This window comes from Clostridia bacterium (genome assembly GCA_024685775.1).
Taxonomy (GTDB): domain Bacteria; phylum Bacillota; class Clostridia; order Christensenellales; family CAG-1252; genus CAG-1252.
Map to the genome: position 1 here is coordinate 1 of JAIKVL010000002.1, position 16,406 is coordinate 16,406.

The 16,406-nt window shown below is 51.8% G+C and carries 16 protein-coding genes; 15 read left to right on the plus strand and 1 reads right to left on the minus strand.

The genetic code is table 11. From position 1 onward, the window contains the following. The 11 genes from K5753_00165 to rpsU form a co-directional block, all read left to right on the plus strand. On the plus strand, positions 1-580 hold a 580-nt coding region (locus K5753_00165; protein ID MCR4725624.1), incomplete at its 5' end, for an elongation factor 4. Continuing rightward, positions 577-1,710: a radical SAM family heme chaperone HemW gene (gene hemW, locus K5753_00170; protein ID MCR4725625.1), complete on the plus strand. Its 1,134-nt coding sequence runs from the start codon at positions 577-579 to the stop codon at positions 1,708-1,710. The genes K5753_00165 and hemW, both read left to right, overlap by 4 nt. Before the next feature lie 155 nt (positions 1,711-1,865). Next, the gene (hrcA, locus tag K5753_00175; GenBank protein MCR4725626.1) at positions 1,866-2,963 is read left to right on the plus strand and encodes a heat-inducible transcriptional repressor HrcA; all 1,098 of its coding nucleotides are present in this window, start codon (positions 1,866-1,868) and stop codon (positions 2,961-2,963) included. Next, positions 2,938-3,498, plus strand: coding sequence for a nucleotide exchange factor GrpE (locus tag K5753_00180; protein MCR4725627.1), 561 nt, complete (start codon positions 2,938-2,940; stop codon positions 3,496-3,498). The genes hrcA and K5753_00180 overlap by 26 nt, the downstream gene beginning before the upstream one ends. A 75-nt stretch (positions 3,499-3,573) precedes the next feature. Next, positions 3,574-5,382 carry a molecular chaperone DnaK gene (gene dnaK / locus K5753_00185; protein MCR4725628.1) on the plus strand — a complete coding sequence of 603 codons (1,809 nt, stop codon included), beginning with the start codon at positions 3,574-3,576 and terminating at the stop codon, positions 5,380-5,382. 91 nt (positions 5,383-5,473) lie between these two features. Next, a complete protein-coding gene (gene dnaJ / locus K5753_00190; protein MCR4725629.1) occupies positions 5,474-6,616 on the plus strand; it encodes a molecular chaperone DnaJ in 1,143 nt (380 codons plus the stop codon). Then, a complete protein-coding gene (locus K5753_00195; protein MCR4725630.1) occupies positions 6,613-7,524 on the plus strand; it encodes a 50S ribosomal protein L11 methyltransferase in 912 nt (303 codons plus the stop codon). Before dnaJ ends, K5753_00195 begins: the two co-directional genes overlap by 4 nt. A gap of 79 nt (positions 7,525-7,603) precedes the next feature. Beyond that, positions 7,604-8,353, plus strand: coding sequence for a 16S rRNA (uracil(1498)-N(3))-methyltransferase (locus tag K5753_00200; protein MCR4725631.1), 750 nt, complete (start codon positions 7,604-7,606; stop codon positions 8,351-8,353). Continuing rightward, a complete protein-coding gene (gene mtaB / locus K5753_00205; GenBank protein ID MCR4725632.1) occupies positions 8,322-9,557 on the plus strand; it encodes a tRNA (N(6)-L-threonylcarbamoyladenosine(37)-C(2))-methylthiotransferase MtaB in 1,236 nt (411 codons plus the stop codon). The genes K5753_00200 and mtaB overlap by 32 nt, the downstream gene beginning before the upstream one ends. Positions 9,558-9,567: 10 nt before the next feature. Further along, on the plus strand, positions 9,568-9,906 hold the full coding sequence (locus K5753_00210; GenBank protein ID MCR4725633.1) for a histidine triad nucleotide-binding protein: 339 nt from the start codon (positions 9,568-9,570) through the stop codon (positions 9,904-9,906). A 78-nt stretch (positions 9,907-9,984) separates the two neighbouring features. Then, entirely contained in the window at positions 9,985-10,167 is a 183-nt protein-coding gene (gene rpsU, locus K5753_00215) for a 30S ribosomal protein S21 (GenBank protein MCR4725634.1), read from the plus strand. Between the two features lie 45 nt (positions 10,168-10,212). Here the strand turns inward: rpsU and K5753_00220 are convergent, their stop codons facing one another. Beyond that, positions 10,213-11,448 carry a DNA polymerase IV gene (locus tag K5753_00220; protein ID MCR4725635.1) on the minus strand — a complete coding sequence of 412 codons (1,236 nt, stop codon included), beginning with the start codon at positions 11,446-11,448 and terminating at the stop codon, positions 10,213-10,215. Positions 11,449-11,557: 109 nt separating this feature from the next. Between K5753_00220 and K5753_00225 the strand changes: the two genes are divergently transcribed. From K5753_00225 to K5753_00240, 4 genes are read left to right on the plus strand one after another with little or no spacing between them, the layout of a single operon-like run. Continuing rightward, entirely contained in the window at positions 11,558-12,394 is an 837-nt protein-coding gene (locus tag K5753_00225) for an NTP transferase domain-containing protein (protein MCR4725636.1), read from the plus strand. Between the two features lie 38 nt (positions 12,395-12,432). Next, positions 12,433-12,888, plus strand: coding sequence for a hypothetical protein (locus K5753_00230; protein MCR4725637.1), 456 nt, complete (start codon positions 12,433-12,435; stop codon positions 12,886-12,888). Continuing rightward, positions 12,870-13,874, plus strand: a complete 1,005-nt coding sequence (locus K5753_00235) for an ATP--guanido phosphotransferase (GenBank protein MCR4725638.1) — start codon at positions 12,870-12,872, stop codon at positions 13,872-13,874. The genes K5753_00230 and K5753_00235 overlap by 19 nt, the downstream gene beginning before the upstream one ends. Continuing rightward, positions 13,874-16,360, plus strand: coding sequence for an ATP-dependent Clp protease ATP-binding subunit (locus K5753_00240; protein ID MCR4725639.1), 2,487 nt, complete (start codon positions 13,874-13,876; stop codon positions 16,358-16,360). Before K5753_00235 ends, K5753_00240 begins: the two co-directional genes overlap by 1 nt. Positions 16,361-16,406 lie beyond the last annotated feature (46 nt).

Sequence of the window (16,406 nt, forward strand, 5' to 3'; positions counted from 1 at the left end):
TAAGCATAATATCGAGCTTAACGAGCTCGCTCTTTTGGAATCCTGTGATTTCGTAATCCATACTCGCATAGCCGCGCGTGCGGGACTTCAAATCGTCGACACCTCGCGCGCGAAATTGATCTACGATATTCCTCTTGCGGAGATCGTCTACGACTTTTTCGACGATTTGAAGTCCCGCACGCGCGGCTATGCGAGTATGGATTACGAAATCACAGGATTCCAAAAGAGCGAGCTCGTTAAGCTCGATATTATGCTTAACGGCGAAGTTTGCGACGCTTTGAGTTTGATCGTCCATAAGGACGACGCGTATCCCCGCGGCAGGACGATCGCGGAGAAACTCAAAGAAGTGATCCCGCGCCAAATGTTCGAAATCCCGATCCAAGCCACCGTCGGCGGGAAAGTCATTGCGCGCGAAACGGTCAAGGCGATGCGTAAAGACGTCCTTGCCAAGTGCTACGGCGGCGATATAACGAGAAAGAAAAAGCTTCTCGAAAAGCAAAAAGAGGGTAAAAAGAGGATGCGGCAGGTCGGCAGCGTCAGCCTTCCGAGCGAAGCCTTTATGTCTATTTTGAAGCGGTGAGATCTTTTTTCGACGATTTTTCCCTGTATATTCATATCCCGTATTGCGCTTCGAAATGCGCGTACTGCGATTTTTTGTCCTTTGCGGATCGAACGACGATGCGCGATTATTTCGGCGCGCTCGTCAAGGAGATCGAAAGAGAATCGAAAAAGCATAAGAGAAAGGTGACGAGCGTCTATATCGGCGGGGGAACGCCGTCGCTTACCACTGCATTTTTCCCTGCGCTCAAAGACGCGATCTTCGGGAATTTCTCCGTCGAGAGCGATGCGGAAATCAGCGTCGAAGCGAATCCCGAAAGCGTAACGGAAGAATTCGTCCGCGCGGCGAAGGACCTCGGCGTCAACCGAGTCAGCCTCGGCGTCCAGTCTTTGTCCGATCGCCTCTTAAAGCGGATCGGTCGCGTTCACGACGAAAAAACGGCGCTTGCCGCGCTGACGCTCTTGACCGAAAATTTTCCTTCCGTCGGCGCGGACGTAATGGTCGGGCTTCCTTCCGAGACGGATTCGGACGTTTCGGAGACGATCGAAAAACTTTCCGATTTTCCGCTGTCGCATCTGTCCTGTTACGGTTTGATCCTCGAAAAGGGGACGAGATTATACGAAGAAGCGAAACACGGCGATTTTATACCCGACGAGGACCTTTCCGCGGATCGTTACGATCTCGCTTGCGATCTCCTCGGGAAGCGCGGGTTTTCGCGCTATGAGATCAGTAACTTTTGCCGCGACGGAAAAGTCTGCCGATATAATACCTCCGTTTGGCAGTACGCGGATTATCTCGGTCTCGGTCTCGGAGCGAGTTCTTTTATCAAGCGCGACGGAGGATTTCCCGCATCGCGCAGGCGCAACGCGCGCGATCTTATCAAATATATCGAAAGCGAAGGCGCGGCGCGCCCCGCCTTTCAAAGGATCGACTCGGAAGAGGGAAAAGAAGAATTCATTATGCTCGGTTTGCGCCTTTCCGAGGGGCTGGATCTCGCTCGTTACCGTTTGCTTTTCGGATCGGATCTTCTCGAAGAGAGGGCGGAAAATCTTGAAAAACTCGCTCCTTTTCTCTTGTTTTCCGAGGATAAACTTGCGATCAGACCCGAATTTTTTTACGTCTCGAATTCGATCATTTCCGATCTAATATAATATATTGTTATTTGTTTATTTGTGTTTTTCCGCACGCAATCATTATCGGATTTTTGTCGTCGCGGAATTTTTTTGGAAAATTTTCGAAAAAACGGCATAAAGGGGTTGACAAAGGAACATAATGGTAATACAATGTTAGCAGTCGAAAGTCGAGAGTGCTAACACTCGAAAAAGAAAACTGCCAAGGCAGTAAAGGAGGCAAAAAGATGGACCTTTCCGCGAGGAAAAGAAAAATTCTCGGATTACTCGTCGAGCGGTACATTAAAACAGCCGAACCCGTTTCGAGTTCAGAGATCAAAACGTTATACGGCGAGGATATCAGCTCCGCGACGATCCGCAGCGAGCTTTCCGCGCTCGAAGAGCTCGGCTATCTCGTTCAGCCGCACGTTTCCGCGGGGCGCATTCCGACCGAGCTTGCCTATAAACTCTACGTCGAGAACGTTCTCTCGGGAGAGAAGAAGGAGATCGAGGTCGCCGGCGTTCGCGATTATCTCGGAAGAAAGATCGTCGAGATCGAGGACGTCGTCCGCAACACGGCGCGCGTCATTTCCGACGCAACGAATTACACGAGCGTCATCGTCATCAAAAACACCGATGAGATCCGCATCCGCGAAGTCAAGATCGTCGAGGTGGACGCGGGCAAAGCGCTCGTCGTCATTATGACGGACAGCGGCGTTATAAAAGATAACATCATCGACATCCCCGTCAATATGGGAAGCGGCTACGTCAGCGCGGCGAATAACGTCGTGAACGATCTGTTTTCGGGGCGCACCTTGAAAGAGATCAAGTCGCAAAATATGAATATTGAAGGCGAAATGCTTCAATATCACGATATTTTCGATAAGATCGTCAATCTTTTGGAGGAGTACGCTTCGGGGCGTCACGATAAAGTCTTCGTCGAAGGGACGAGCAAAATGTTCGATCACCCCGAGTTCAACGAACCGGATAACGCGAAGAACTTCATCAAACTTCTCGATGAAAAAGATAAACTCGGCGAACTTATGACGACGGACGGCGATATCGAGCTTTCCGTCCGAATCGGAAAGCCGGATGGACTGAACGACAACTGCTCGATGGTCACGGCGCGCTATTCGATCGGCGGCGCGGAGATCGGAAAAGCGGGCGTTATCGGTCCGGAAAGAATGGATTACGACAAGGTCGTCAGCGTCCTGCACTATATCCAAAAGGTATTCGGCGGGGAAGCGGACGAGAAAAAGGAGAACTCAAATGGCGAAATCAGGACAAGAAAATAAAAAGAAGGCTCCGGAGAATGACGGGGCGGAAGAGCTCGTTTCTTTCGATACCGAATCCTTGGTCAAGGAAGAGGAAAAGAAAGTCGATCCCGAAGTCGAAAGGCTGACGGCTGAGCTCAAAACGGAAAAAGATAACTATTTAAGGCTTCGCGCCGATTACGAGAATTTCCGTCGCAGAAATCTGGACGCGACGATTAAGGCGCGGCAAGACGGGACGGCGGACGCCGTCGAAGCGATCCTTCCGATCATCGACAGCATCGATCGCGCGCTGAAAATCTCGCAGGACGATAAGTCGAAAGAAGGATTGAATTTGATCAAAAAGCAGATCGAGACCTCGCTCACCGGACTCGGCGTCAGCGAGATCGAGACGGACGGAGCGGAATTCGACCATAACTTGCATAACGCGGTCCAGCGCGCGGAAGTCGAAGAAAGCGAAGTCGGAAAGATCCTCGAAACCTACCAACGCGGCTACAAACTCGGAAATAAAGTCATCCGTTACGCGATGGTCAAGGTCGGTGTGGAGAAATCGGAATAAAAGGATAAAGGTTATCCTTAATAAATAAAAACGTATCGAGGCGTTGCCTCAAATAAATAAAAGGAGATGTGAATTATGAGTAAAATTATCGGTATTGATTTGGGAACCACGAACTCTTGCGTAGCCGTTATGGAAGGCGGCGAAGCCACCGTTATCGCAAACGCGGAAGGCTCGAGGACCACTCCGTCCGTCGTCGCTTTCTCGAAAGACGGCGAAAGAATCGTCGGTCAAGCCGCGAAGCGTCAGGCGGTCACCAACCCGCAACGCACCGTTTCTTCGATCAAGAGAGAAATGGGAACGACTTACACCGTTAAAATCGACAACAACAGCTTTTCTCCGCAAGAGATCAGCGCAATGATCCTTTCCAAACTGAAAAAGGACGCGGAAGCCTATATCGGACAAAAAGTCACCCAAGCGGTCATCACCGTCCCGGCGTACTTCTCCGACAGCCAGCGTCAAGCGACCAAGGACGCGGGTAAGATCGCGGGTCTCGAAGTCCTTCGTATCATCAACGAACCGACCGCGGCGGCGCTTGCGTACGGTCTTGATAAATCGGAAAACAAGAACCAAAAGGTCTTGATCTACGACCTCGGCGGCGGTACGTTCGACGTGTCGATCCTCGAAATCGGCGACGGCGTCTTCGAAGTCCTTTCCACGAACGGCGATACTCGTCTCGGCGGCGACGACTTCGATAACAAATTGATGGACTATATCGTCAGCGAATTCAAAGCGAAAGAGGGCGTCGATCTCTCCACGGACAAAGTCGCGATGCAGCGTATCAAAGAAGCGGCGGAGAAGGCGAAGATCGAGCTTTCCGGTATGACCAAGACGAACGTTAACTTGCCGTTCATCACGGCGGGCGCGGACGGTCCGAAACACCTTGATATGGATATCACGAAAGTGAAATTCGACAGCTTGACCGCCGACCTTATCGAGAGAACGATCCGCCCGACCAAGCAGGCGATGTCCGATGCGGGGCTTACCTTCTCGGAGATCTCCAAAGTCATCCTCGTCGGCGGCAGCACCCGTATCCCCGCGGTTATCGACGCGGTTCGTAACTTGACCGGAAAAGAGCCTTACAAGGGTATCAACCCGGATGAGTGCGTCGCGATCGGCGCGGCGATCCAAGCGGGCGTTCTCGGCGGCGAAGTCAAAGACGTCTTGCTTCTCGACGTTACTCCGCTTTCCCTCGGTATCGAGACGATGGGCGGCGTCTTTACCAAACTCATCGACAGAAACACCACGATTCCGACTTCGAAATCGCAGATCTTCTCGACTGCGGCGGATAATCAACCTTCCGTCGAGATCCACGTCCTGCAAGGCGAGCGCGCGATGGCGAGCGGCAATAAGACCCTCGGCAGATTTATTTTGGACGGCATCGCTCCCGCGCCCCGCGGCATCCCGCAGATCGAAGTTACCTTCGATATCGACGCGAACGGCATCGTAAACGTCAAGGCGAAGGATAAAGGCACGAACAAAGAGCAGAGCATTACGTTGACCGCGAGCTCCAACCTCTCCGAAAGCGATATCGACGCGGCGATCAAAGACGCGGAGAAGTACGCGGAAGAGGATAACAAGCGTAAGGAACTCTTTGAAATGAAGAACAGCGGCGAGCAGCTCATCTACACCGCGGAAAAAGCGGTCAAGGACAGCGGCGACAAGCTCAGCGAAGAAGATAAAAAGACCGTCGAAGATGCGGTCAAAGTCGCGAAGGAAGAAATGAACGTGGACGACGTCGACAAGATCAAAGCCGCGATCGAGAAACTTTCCTCGGCGATCAATCCGGTCTTTACCAAGCTCTATCAACAAGAGCAAGCGAACAATCCGGGCGCGGGAGAAAACCCCGGCGACGGAAATATCAACGGGAACGGAACCGTCGAATAATTCAATTCAATAACGTTTGCAGAGAGGACAAAACCTCTCTGCAATTCGACGTTTTATCGAGCGATCGACAGCGCGTCGAAAAGGGAAAACTATGGCAGAAAAATTTGACTATTATGAAACGCTCGGCGTAAATAAGAACGCAACGGACGAGGAGATCAAATCCGCCTATCGCAAGATGGCGAAAAAGTATCACCCCGACCTTTATTCGACCAAACCCGAAGCGGAGCGCAAGCAAGCGGAAGAGCAATTCAAAAAGGTGAATCACGCTTACGACGTCTTGTCCGATAAGCAAAAACGCGCGGCGTACGACCAATACGGCGATGAAAACGGCCCGATGGGCGGTGGATTCGGCGGCGCGGGCGGCGCGCAGGGATTCAGCGGTTTCGACGACTTCTTCGGCGATTTCTTCAATGCGTTTACGGGCGGCAGAAGAGGCGGTTCGCGCGGATCCAATCGAATCGACGGCGACGATATCACCTTGAATATAACGATCGACTTTACCGAAGCCGTCAAAGGCGTTCAAAAGGATATTCCGATCACGCGTCAGGAATCCTGCCCGGACTGTAAAGGAACGGGGGCGAAAGGCGGGACGGCTTATAGGACCTGCGCCAAGTGCGGCGGGACCGGTAGGGTGACGATGCGCCAAAACACGATCTTCGGCACGCAAGTCATTCAAAGCGTTTGCCCGGATTGCCGCGGCGCGGGTAAGATCATCACCGACACTTGTAAAAACTGCGGCGGGAAAGGAACGGTTAAAAAGTCTCGCGTGATCCACGCGAATATCCCTGCGGGAATCGACAACGGGCAGATGATGACCTTCTATAACGAAGGAAACGCGGGTAAGAACGGCGGCAAAAACGGAAACTTGATCATTATCGTGAACGTTCGACCGCACGCGCTTTTCAAGAGAAAAGGTTACGACGTCTATTTCGACGTTCCGATCTCTTATGCGACGGCGGCGCTCGGAGGTGAGATCCAAGTCCCGACTTTGGACGGCGTCGTAAAATACAAAGTCGCGGAGGGGACGCAGACCGGGACGGTTTGCAGGCTTTCCGGAAAGGGGATCAAACGCGTAAATTCCGAATCGCACGGCGATATTTACTTTACTTTGCAGGTCCAGACGCCGAGCGGTCTTTCGAGATCGCAAAAAGAAATTCTTGAAAAATTCGACGAGAGCCTTTCTTCCGGGCAAAGTCCCAAGCAAAAGAAATTCGCGGAGTATTTGAAAAAATGATCAAGATCATCGTTAAGACGACGCATGAGGGCGCGGAGATCGTCTCCGACGCCCTTTATCGCTTTTCAAGATCGGGCGTCGCGGTGGACGACGCCGCGGATCTCGCTGATCTTTGGGGATCTTCTCTGGTCTGGGATTACCTCGAAGACAGCGTCCTGAACCGCCCGAAAGAGGTCACGGTGACGGGATTTTACGAGGGAAATTATTCGGATATTTCCGATGATCTCGAAGAAACGATCTCCCGCATAAAAGAGAACTGTCCTTTTGCATGTCCTTTGGAGTTATCCATTGAAGAAGTAAAAGAGCAAAACTGGACGGAAGATTGGAAAAAGTGTTATAAGATCATCGAAGTCGGAAAGATCTCGGTCGTCCCGATCTGGAAGAAAGACGAGGCGACTGGCGAAATCAAAGTCCTGATCGATCCCGGATCCGCGTTCGGAACGGGCGAGCATGAAAGCACGCGCCTTTGTTTGAAACTCTTATCCGAAATTCCTCTCGAAGGGCGTTCCGTCATCGACACCGGAGCGGGGAGCGGAATCCTCGGAATCGCGGCGATCAAACTCGGCGCGAAAGAATGTCTGTTTCGCGACATCGACGAATCCGCGCTTTGCAATCTCAGAGAAAACCTTTCGCTGAACGGCGTTTCCGCGCCTGTCGAATGCGCTTCGCTGCTCGAAGGAATTGAAAAGAAAACGGACGTTTTACTCGCCAATATTACGGCGGATATTCTCGCGCGAATGACGAACGCGGGCGATGTCGTCAAATTAGGCGGCTATGCCGTTCTCGGCGGGATCATCGATAAGTTCGCGCCCGATTTGATCAAACGATTCGAGAATATGGGGTTCGAAATCGTGAAGGAAGAGCGCGACGGCGTTTGGGTCGGTTTGCTCTTTCGCAAAAAGGAATAATTATTGAAATCGAGGTCTTTTAGACCTCTTTTTTATGATTCTTCTTGCGCCTTTCCCTGAAAAGCAATATAATAAATCTATGGAAATCAAACGTTTTTTCGTTTCGCACGAAGTTCCCGTAAAAATCGGAGAACCCATTCGAATTTACGGGGATGAATTCATTCACGCAGTCAAGGTCAGTCGCTATAAAGTCGGCTATAAGCTGATTCTTTCGAACGGCGACGGCTTCGATTATTTTTGCGTCGTGACGGAGGTCGGCAAAGACTTTTTCGAATGCGTTCCCGAACGCGCGGAAAAGAACGGAAACGAACTGACCGTTCCGCTCGCCCTTTATATGTGCGCGATCGAAAAGACCGACGTCGCCGTCCAAAAAGCGACGGAGATCGGGGCTTCGGAGATCCGATTGATGATTTCGGCGTTTACGAACGCAAAGAATCAAAATCTCGATCGATTGAATAAGATCGCTCTCGAATCGGCGAAGCAATGCGGAAGGGCGGTCGTCCCGAAAATCTATGCGCCCGTTTCTTTCGAAGAGGGAGTCGAGAACGCCGCAAAAAGATTTTCCAAAGTGATCTTTTGTTATGAAAACGCGACGTCCGGCAGAATCGCTTCCGAGATTTCGGAAAAAGATGGCTCCGTCGCGATCGTGATCGGCAGCGAAGGCGGCTTTTCGCCCGACGAAGTGCGTTTTGCGGAAGAAAGAGGAGCAAAAGTCGTAACGCTCGGTCGGCGCATCCTGCGCGCGGAAACGGCGTGTATCGTGAGTTTGGCGTTTGCTGCGGAGGAACTGGAAAAATATGAAAATTTGCGTTCTGAATCTCGGATGTAAAGTAAATCAATACGAGTGTGACAGCTTGACCGCAAGCCTGATCAAGCTCGGGCATACCGTGTCGGACGAGCTTTCCGTCGCGGATTGTTATTTGATCAATACCTGCGCGGTCACCAAAGAAGCGGAACGAAAATCCCGTCAGTATATCGGGAAGGTTTTGAAACTCAATCCGCGCGCGAAAGTCTTCGTGATCGGTTGCGCCGCGGAAAAGAATCCGGAGCAGTTCTCGATGAAGGGCGTGACTTTCGTCTCGGGAACGGCGGCGAAAGAAAAAGTCCTTGATTTCGTCGGAGAGGGCGTCCATATCGAGCCTTTGCCGACCGAGTATGAAGAAATGGCGGAGGCGAAGAACTTCCGCGCCCGCGCTTACGTCAAGATCGAGGACGGATGCAATAATTTCTGTTCGTACTGCATTATTCCTTATCTTCGCGGAAGAGTCCGTTCGAGAAAGGTCGAGTCCATCCTCGAAGAGTGTCAAAACGCAGCTTTGAGCACGGATGAGATCGTCTTGACCGGTATCAATATTTCCGCTTACGGAACCGATATCGGCAGTTCTTTTGCCGAATTGATCGCCGCGCTTTCCGTCGTCCCCGCGCGCATTCGTCTCGGCAGCATCGAAGTCGGCGTGATCGACGAGGCATTTTTGCAGGCGATCGTTTCGGCGGGAAACGTCTGCCCGCATTTTCATCTTTCCCTGCAAAGCGGGTCGGATGCGGTCTTGAAAGCGATGAATCGCCATTACACGACGGAGGAATTCGCGAAAAAGGTCGAATTGATCCGTTCGTATTTCCCGCAGGCGGCAATCACGACGGATATCATCGTCGGATTCCCCGCCGAAAGCGAAGAAAACTTCGAAGAGACGCTTGCTTTCGCGCGTTTGATCGGGTTTTCGGATATTCACGTTTTCCCGTATTCGAGAAGAAGCGGCACCGCGGCGTATCCTTTGGGCGCGCTCGATCCCGCCGTCGTCAAATCGCGCGCGGATCGCTTGATCGGTTTGAAGGCGGAGCTGAAACGCTCGTATGAAAGTCTGTTCGTCGGAAGGCGTCTCGAAGTCGTGATCGAGCGGACGGACGGTGTCTTCGCGGAAGGACATTCGGAAAATTATATCCGCGTCTACGTCCCGGACAGAGAGCAGGCGATCGGTAAAAAAATCATCGTCACGATCCAAGGCGAACACGCCGACGGACTTGTGGCGGAATAGGAGGATAAATATGGACTGTATTTTTTGTAAGATTATTAAAGGGGAGATCCCGAGCGCGAAGGTTTACGAGGATGACGATATGATCATGATCAAAGATATCGCGCCCCAAGCGAAATATCATTTTCTCGCGATTCCGAAAAAACATTTTGCGGACGTGACCGAAATGACCGAGGAAGATGAAGCGCTCGTCGGTCGTATGCTTCGCACGATCGGCAGGATCTCGAAAGACCTCGGACTCGAAGGCGGGTTCAGACTCGTTTCCAATAAAGGCGCAGACGCGAAGCAAAGCGTTCCGCATCTGCATATTCACGTTCTCGGCGGGGAAATATTGTCCGATAAAATGTGCTGAAACGATTGACAGCGGCTGCGAATCGTTGTAAACTTTTTTTATAACTATTTTACCGGTGTCGGAAGGTGGGTGAGAAAAGTGACAATCGTTAAAGTTCGTGAAAATGAATCTTTGGATAGCGCGATCAGACGTTTCAAGCGTCAATGCACCAAGGACGGTATTATAGGCGATATCAAAAAAAGAGAGGCTTATGAGAAGCCCAGCGTGAAGCGCAAGAAGAAAGAAGAAGCCGCGCGCAAAAGAAAATCTTCGAGAGACTAAAAGAAAAATCGAGCAAACGCTCGATTTTTTTTATCGTTGATTCATTTAGCTTCGTTTGAAAGGTTTGGTTTCTTCGTCGAATTCATCCGCGTCGAATATATCTTTGATCAGGTTTGCCCGTTGCAGAATTTTTACGCCGTATTTTTCGCGAAGCGCGTCCACCGTCTTTTCGAAGCGTGTGTGTCGCTCCGCGTTTTCGTTTTCTCCGAATAGGGAAGGTTGCGCGTAATCACCCGAGCCGAGGAGATAGATCGAAGTCAAGGTGATCGCGCGGATCGGGCGACGTTCTTTCCAAAGTTCGTCGAAGACGGTTTCCGCCGCGGCGGTCAGATCGGTTGCGGACGCGGTCGGGCAGGGAAGTTTCCTTTGCTTTCCTTCGGTGGAAAGATCGCTGTACTTCAAGCAAAGGTGAACGCCGCACGCCGCCTTTCCGTGTTTTCGTAGGCGAAAGGCGACTCTTTCGGCAAGCGCGGTTATAAAGCTTTCGCATTCTTCTTTCGTCAAAAGATCGCGCGCGGCGGTCGCTCCGTTTCCGATGCTTTCGGGGTCGCGTTTTTCATAATAATACTTTACTCGATCCTCTTCTTCGCCGTTCGCCCATTTCTTTAACGTCACGCCCGTTTGACCGAGCCTGCTTTTCAAAAGTTGCTCGTTTGCGTTCGCGAGATCGCCGATCGTTCGGATGCCGACGCTTTTGAAAAAGTTTTTTGCGCTTTTTCCGACCATCAAAATGTCTTCGACCGGGAGATTCCAAGCGATCGTTTTATAGTTTTCGCGGCTGATCAAGGTCTGTGCGTCGGGTTTTTTATAGTCCGATCCGAGTTTAGCGAAAACCTTCGTAAAGGAGATCCCGACGCTGACGGTCAAGCCGAGTTCTTCGCGCGCTCTTCTTCGAATGGTTTCCGCGATGGTTTCGCTCGATCCGAATAAACCGTGGCTCCCTTTGACGTCGAGCCAGCATTCGTCCAGCCCAAAGCTTTCCACTTTGTCCGTAAAAGAGGTATAGATATCGAAAAGGGCGTTCGAGTATCGCAGATAACTTTGAAAATCGGGCGGCAAAAAAATCAGGTCGGGGCATTTTTGTTTTGCTTGCCAAACCGTGTCGCCCGTCTTTACGCCGCGCGCTTTCGCGCCTTCGCTCTTGGCGAGGACGATTCCGTGCCTTTTTTCCGGATCGCCGCAAACCGCGACGTTTTTTCCTTTGAGCGACGGATCTTTGACGATCTCGACGGACGCGTAAAAATTATTCGCGTCGCAATGTAAAATATCGTTTTCCGACATAGCGCACCTTTCGCCGTTTTTCGTGAATATATTATAGCATATATTTATAATAATTTATAGTTAATCTTGATTTTTTTTCTCGATCGGACTATAATAAAGGAGAGAAAAGATGGCTCGAAAAGCAGTCGTTCTCGCGGCGGGTAACGGAGCGAGGCTCGCGCCGATTACCGCTTGCGTTCCGAAAGAACTCTTGCCGCTCGCGGGGCTTCCCGCCTTGCATCACGTCCTTGCCGAAGCGGCGGAAGCCGGGGTTACGGACGCGCGGATCGTCCTCTCGAAGGGGAAGGATTCGATCAAACGATATTTCGACCGCGCTTGTTCTTCGAAAGGAGACTTGGCGAAAATTTTATGCGCCGAACGCGATCGGATTCTCGATCGAATGCGCGTTTCCTTCGTTTATCAAAAGAAACCGCTCGGGACGGGCGACGCGATTCTCGCGGCGGGTGATTTCGCGGGAGAGGATCCGATCCTTGTCCTTTATCCGGACGACGTCCTCGGGATCTCGACAGTGCGCGGTTTTCGTTCGTTCGGATCTTGCGGAGATCAAACTCCGACGTCGGTTCTTTTTCACGAGGCGGAATGCGGAAGATCCGCTGTCCTCGTTCGCGAAATACCCGGAAGGGAAGCGAAAAACTACGGCGTCGTCTATCCCGCGGGTTCGGAGACCGATGATCGATTCTTCGTTCGAAAGATCGAAGAAAAGCCGATCGGATACGCGCTTCCTCGGGCGGACGTCCTTTTGGGGCGAATGGTTCTGTCGCCTTCCGCGATTCGGAGCCTATCCGTTCTTCCGAGAAGAGACGACGCGGGCGTCGTCCCCGCGCTCAATCTCGAAGCGAAAAACGGAGCGTTGATCGCCGTTCGATTTCAGGGCGAATGCTTCGATCTCGGTTCGCATGAAAGCTATCTTTCCGCTGCCGTAAAATGCGCGGAGTTTCTCGAATAAAACCGTTTTTTACGCCTTTTCATAAAAAGGTTTGCTATATGGAAAAAGTGTTGTGTCAAATCTGTCATACCCGAATCGCGGAGTATTCCTTCGTGCGCGTCGTTAACGGCGTAAGCACGACGTATCGCGTTTGCTCGCATTGCAAGGCGCTGATGGATAACAAATATAAAGAGCTCCAAGAGCAAGCCGTCCTTCGCAACACGCCGCCCGAAGAGCGCGTTTGCCCCGTTTGCGGAATGCGGTTGAACGATTTCCTTTCGACGGGGCTTCTCGGTTGCGATAACTGTTATCGCGTCTTCGAGGATTATCTCGTCGAGTATATTCGCGGTTATCACGGAGCGGTTCGCCACGTCGGTATGGACGCGACGCCTCCGCCGCCGACGGACGTCGAAGAATTCTATCGCGATTTGAAGGATGCGCTGGATCGAAAGGATTACGAAACCGCCGCAAAGCTCAAAGAGAAAATCGATAGGGTATGGGGGAAAGAGCAATGATCGATTACACCGTCGTTTCCTCCCGCGTTCGTCTTGCGAGAAATTTTGCCGATATGCGTTTTCCTTCCCGCGCCTCTCTTTCGGATGCGGATAAGGTCGAGAAAGCCGTCGTTTCGGCGGGAAAAGAGCTGTTTGACGCGTCTTTTTACCGAATGTCGGAGCTTGAAGAGCAGGAGAAAAGCTATCTCGTCGAGCGCCGCTTGATCAGTCCCGCATTGACCGAATCGCCTTACGGCGGCGCGCTCATCAGAAAGGACAAGTCTCTTTCCGTTATGACGATGGAAGAAGATCACGTCCGCGCGCAGAGTTTTACGTCCGGTCTCGATCTCGAATCCTGCTTCCGAAAGGTCAAGGAGTTCGATCTGTCTCTTCGCTCGAAAGCGCGGCTTGCTTTCGATAAAAGCCTCGGCTATCTGACGGCTTGCCCGACGAACGTCGGAACCGGGATGCGCGCTTCCGTTATGCTTTTTTTGCCTGCGCTTACTTCTCTCGGAAAGATCGGCGAACTCGAAGAGGAGCTCAACAGCGCGAGTTTGACCCTTCGCGGCGCGCTCGGCGAGGGAACGAAAGCGGAAGGATATTTTTATCAAATCTCGAACGGGGTCTCTCTCGGCGTTTCCGAAGAAACGATCTTGAACCGCGTTTCTTCCGCGGCGGAGAGGATTCGTTCGATCGAAAAAGATCTTTTGAGCGCATATTATCGGCGCGAAACGATCGCTCTCGAAGACGCGATCTATCGGGCGTTTGCGATCCTGACTTCGGCGAGGGTGCTTTCGGAAAAGGAACTCGAAAGCTTGATCGTTAACGTCAAGATCGGAGTTTCGCTCGGTTTGATCGAATTAAACGACGTAAATTTGGACGATCTCGCCCTGATGTGTAAACCGCTGAGTTTGGTGCGGCTTACGGGATGCGGCGATTCGCCTGCGGAGCGCGACGTCACTCGCGCGGATACGGTAAGAAAAATATTAAAAGGAAAGGAGGGCTGATTGTGTTTGATGATTTTTCCAAACAAGCCGAACAGGTCGTGGATTATGCAACGAAATTGGCTTCTCGCTCCGGGGGACTTCTCGGAACGGAGCACCTTTTGGCGGGCGTGCTTGCGATCGCGCCCGATCTCGGAAGCAAAATCGGAGGGCGCGTCACGCTTGACGCGGTTCTTCGCCATATCGACGTCAATCGCGGGATGATCTCGACGATAAAAGTATCGGAGAATTCCGCCGTAGTCATTAAAAAATCGCAATTATTCGCAAAGAGACTGGGGGCGGGGGAAGTCGAACCCGCGCATATCCTTCTCGGAATTTTGGACACACCGAGCGTCGCGACCAGCATTTTGATGGCGTACGGCTGCAATCCGCGCGACGCATATGAAAACGTCGTCTCGTCTTTTTCGGGCGGGCAAAACGAAAACGGTTCGGACGATTTCTTTTCCGATCTCGAACAAATGTACGACAAACTCCGTTTCGGAGGGCAGGATGAAGAAGCGAACGTTTCCGGACAAGCCGGCGGGCGAAAATCCGGGAAACTCGAAGAAGCGTTGAAAGGGATCGGCGAGGATCTTACCGCTCGCGCAAAAAGCGATAAACTCGACCCCGTCATCGGAAGAAAGAACGAGATCGAAAGGATCATTCAGATTTTGAGCCGCAGGACGAAGAATAACCCCGTCTTGATCGGCGAACCCGGCGTCGGTAAGACCGCGATCGTCGAGGGTCTTGCGCAGGCGATCGTCTCCGGGAACGTCCCCGAAACGCTTAAAAACAAGCGCATCTTTACGCTCGATATAACGGGCGTCGTCGCGGGGACGAAATATCGCGGTGAATTCGAAGAAAAACTCAAAAACGCGATCGACGCGATCAAAGAAGCGGGGGACATCATCGTCTTTATCGACGAGATCCATATGATCGTCGGCGCGGGCGCGGGAAACGAAAGCAGCATGGACGCGGCAAATATCTTAAAACCGATGCTTGCGAGAGGAGAGCTCCAAGTCGTCGGCGCGACGACGCTGGACGAGTATCGCAAGAATATCGAGAAAGACGCGGCGCTCGAAAGAAGATTCCAACCGATCATGGTCGATCCGCCTTCGGTGGAAGACACGATCACGATCTTAAAAGGGCTTCGCAATAAGTACGAAACGCACCACAAAGTCAAAATTACGGACGAGGCTTTGGTTGCCGCGGCGCAATTATCCGACCGCTATATTGCCGATCGTTATTTGCCCGATAAGGCGATCGATCTGATCGACGAAGCCGCGAGCCGCAAACGCATTTTGTGCTACACCGCGCCCGATTCTATCAACGAGCTCGAAACAAAGATCACCGAACTCGATAATCAAATCTCCGCTTGCTTGAAGCAGGAGGACTATGCGAAAGCGGCGACTTTGAAAAACGAAAAGGACGAACTCGTAAGCAAACTCTCGAAAAGTAAGTTGAATTGGTCTTCGGAAGTCAGTACCGCAGATCTCTCCATCAACGAGCAGGACATCGCGGAGATCGTCTCGAAATGGACGCATATCCCCGTCGTCAAACTGACCGAAGCGGAAGCGGACAGGCTGATGAATCTCGAAGCGGAGCTCGGAAAAAGAGTCGTCGGGCAAAAAGAAGCGATCAGCGCGCTTTCGAGGGCGATCCGCCGCGCGAGAGCGGGGCTCGGAGATCCCAAACGCCCGATCGGTTCCTTTATCTTTATGGGACCGACCGGCGTCGGTAAAACCGAGCTGTGCAAAGCTCTTGCGGAATGTATGTTCGGCGACGAGAACAATATCGTTCGTATCGATATGAGCGAATACATGGACAAGACTTCGGTTTCGAAACTGACCGGTTCCGCACCGGGGTACGTGGGCTATGACGAAGGCGGTCAACTCACCGAAAAGATCCGCCGCAAGCCGTATTCGGTCGTCCTGTTCGACGAGATCGAAAAGGCGCATCCGGACGTCTTCAACGTCCTTCTCCAAATTATGGACGACGGAAGATTGACCGACAGCCACGGAAGGACGGTCAGCTTCAAAAATACGATCATCATTCTGACTTCGAATATCGGAGCGAATTCTTCAAAACAGACCAAGCGTCTCGGATTCGGGACGGTGGACGAGTACGAGGACGAGCGCGAGCGTCAGATCGACGCTTTGAAGTCGGTAATGCGTCCCGAGTTTATCAATCGTTTGGATGATATCATCGTCTTCCACAGCCTTACGCCCGAGAATATTTCCGATATCGCGTCCATTATGCTCGCGGGTCTCGAAAAGCGTCTTGAGAGTAAAAATATCAGGATAGTATTGACTGAAAACGCGAAAAAGTTTATTATAGAGAAGGGAACGAACGTCGAGTACGGAGCGCGTCCGCTTCGCAGAACGGTCGAGCGTCTTTTGGAAGACGCGCTGTCCGAAAAACTGATTCGCGGCGAGATCGAGATCGGCGACGTCGTTTCCGTCGATTACGAAGGCGGAGACGGGCTTTCTTTCAAGAGAGAAGGCAAATAAATCGGTATGAGCGCTTCGGCGTTTATATAAAAACTACGTTAAGGAG

What these genes read in the sequence shown, in the direction of transcription:
- K5753_00210 (MCR4725633.1), top strand. Translation starts at nt 9,568, where the DNA reads ATGGACTGTATTTTTTGTAAGATTATTAAAGGGGAGATCCCGAGCGCG.
- K5753_00180 (MCR4725627.1), top strand. Translation starts at nt 2,938, where the DNA reads ATGGCGAAATCAGGACAAGAAAATAAAAAGAAGGCTCCGGAGAATGAC.
- mtaB (MCR4725632.1), top strand. Translation starts at nt 8,322, where the DNA reads ATGAAAATTTGCGTTCTGAATCTCGGATGTAAAGTAAATCAATACGAG.
- K5753_00195 (MCR4725630.1), top strand. Translation starts at nt 6,613, where the DNA reads ATGATCAAGATCATCGTTAAGACGACGCATGAGGGCGCGGAGATCGTC.
- K5753_00230 (MCR4725637.1), top strand. Translation starts at nt 12,433, where the DNA reads ATGGAAAAAGTGTTGTGTCAAATCTGTCATACCCGAATCGCGGAGTAT.
- K5753_00235 (MCR4725638.1), top strand. Translation starts at nt 12,870, where the DNA reads ATGGGGGAAAGAGCAATGATCGATTACACCGTCGTTTCCTCCCGCGTT.
- K5753_00200 (MCR4725631.1), top strand. Translation starts at nt 7,604, where the DNA reads ATGGAAATCAAACGTTTTTTCGTTTCGCACGAAGTTCCCGTAAAAATC.
- dnaJ (MCR4725629.1), top strand. Translation starts at nt 5,474, where the DNA reads ATGGCAGAAAAATTTGACTATTATGAAACGCTCGGCGTAAATAAGAAC.
- dnaK (MCR4725628.1), top strand. Translation starts at nt 3,574, where the DNA reads ATGAGTAAAATTATCGGTATTGATTTGGGAACCACGAACTCTTGCGTA.
- K5753_00225 (MCR4725636.1), top strand. Translation starts at nt 11,558, where the DNA reads ATGGCTCGAAAAGCAGTCGTTCTCGCGGCGGGTAACGGAGCGAGGCTC.
- K5753_00220 (MCR4725635.1), bottom strand. Translation starts at nt 11,448, where the DNA reads ATGTCGGAAAACGATATTTTACATTGCGACGCGAATAATTTTTACGCG.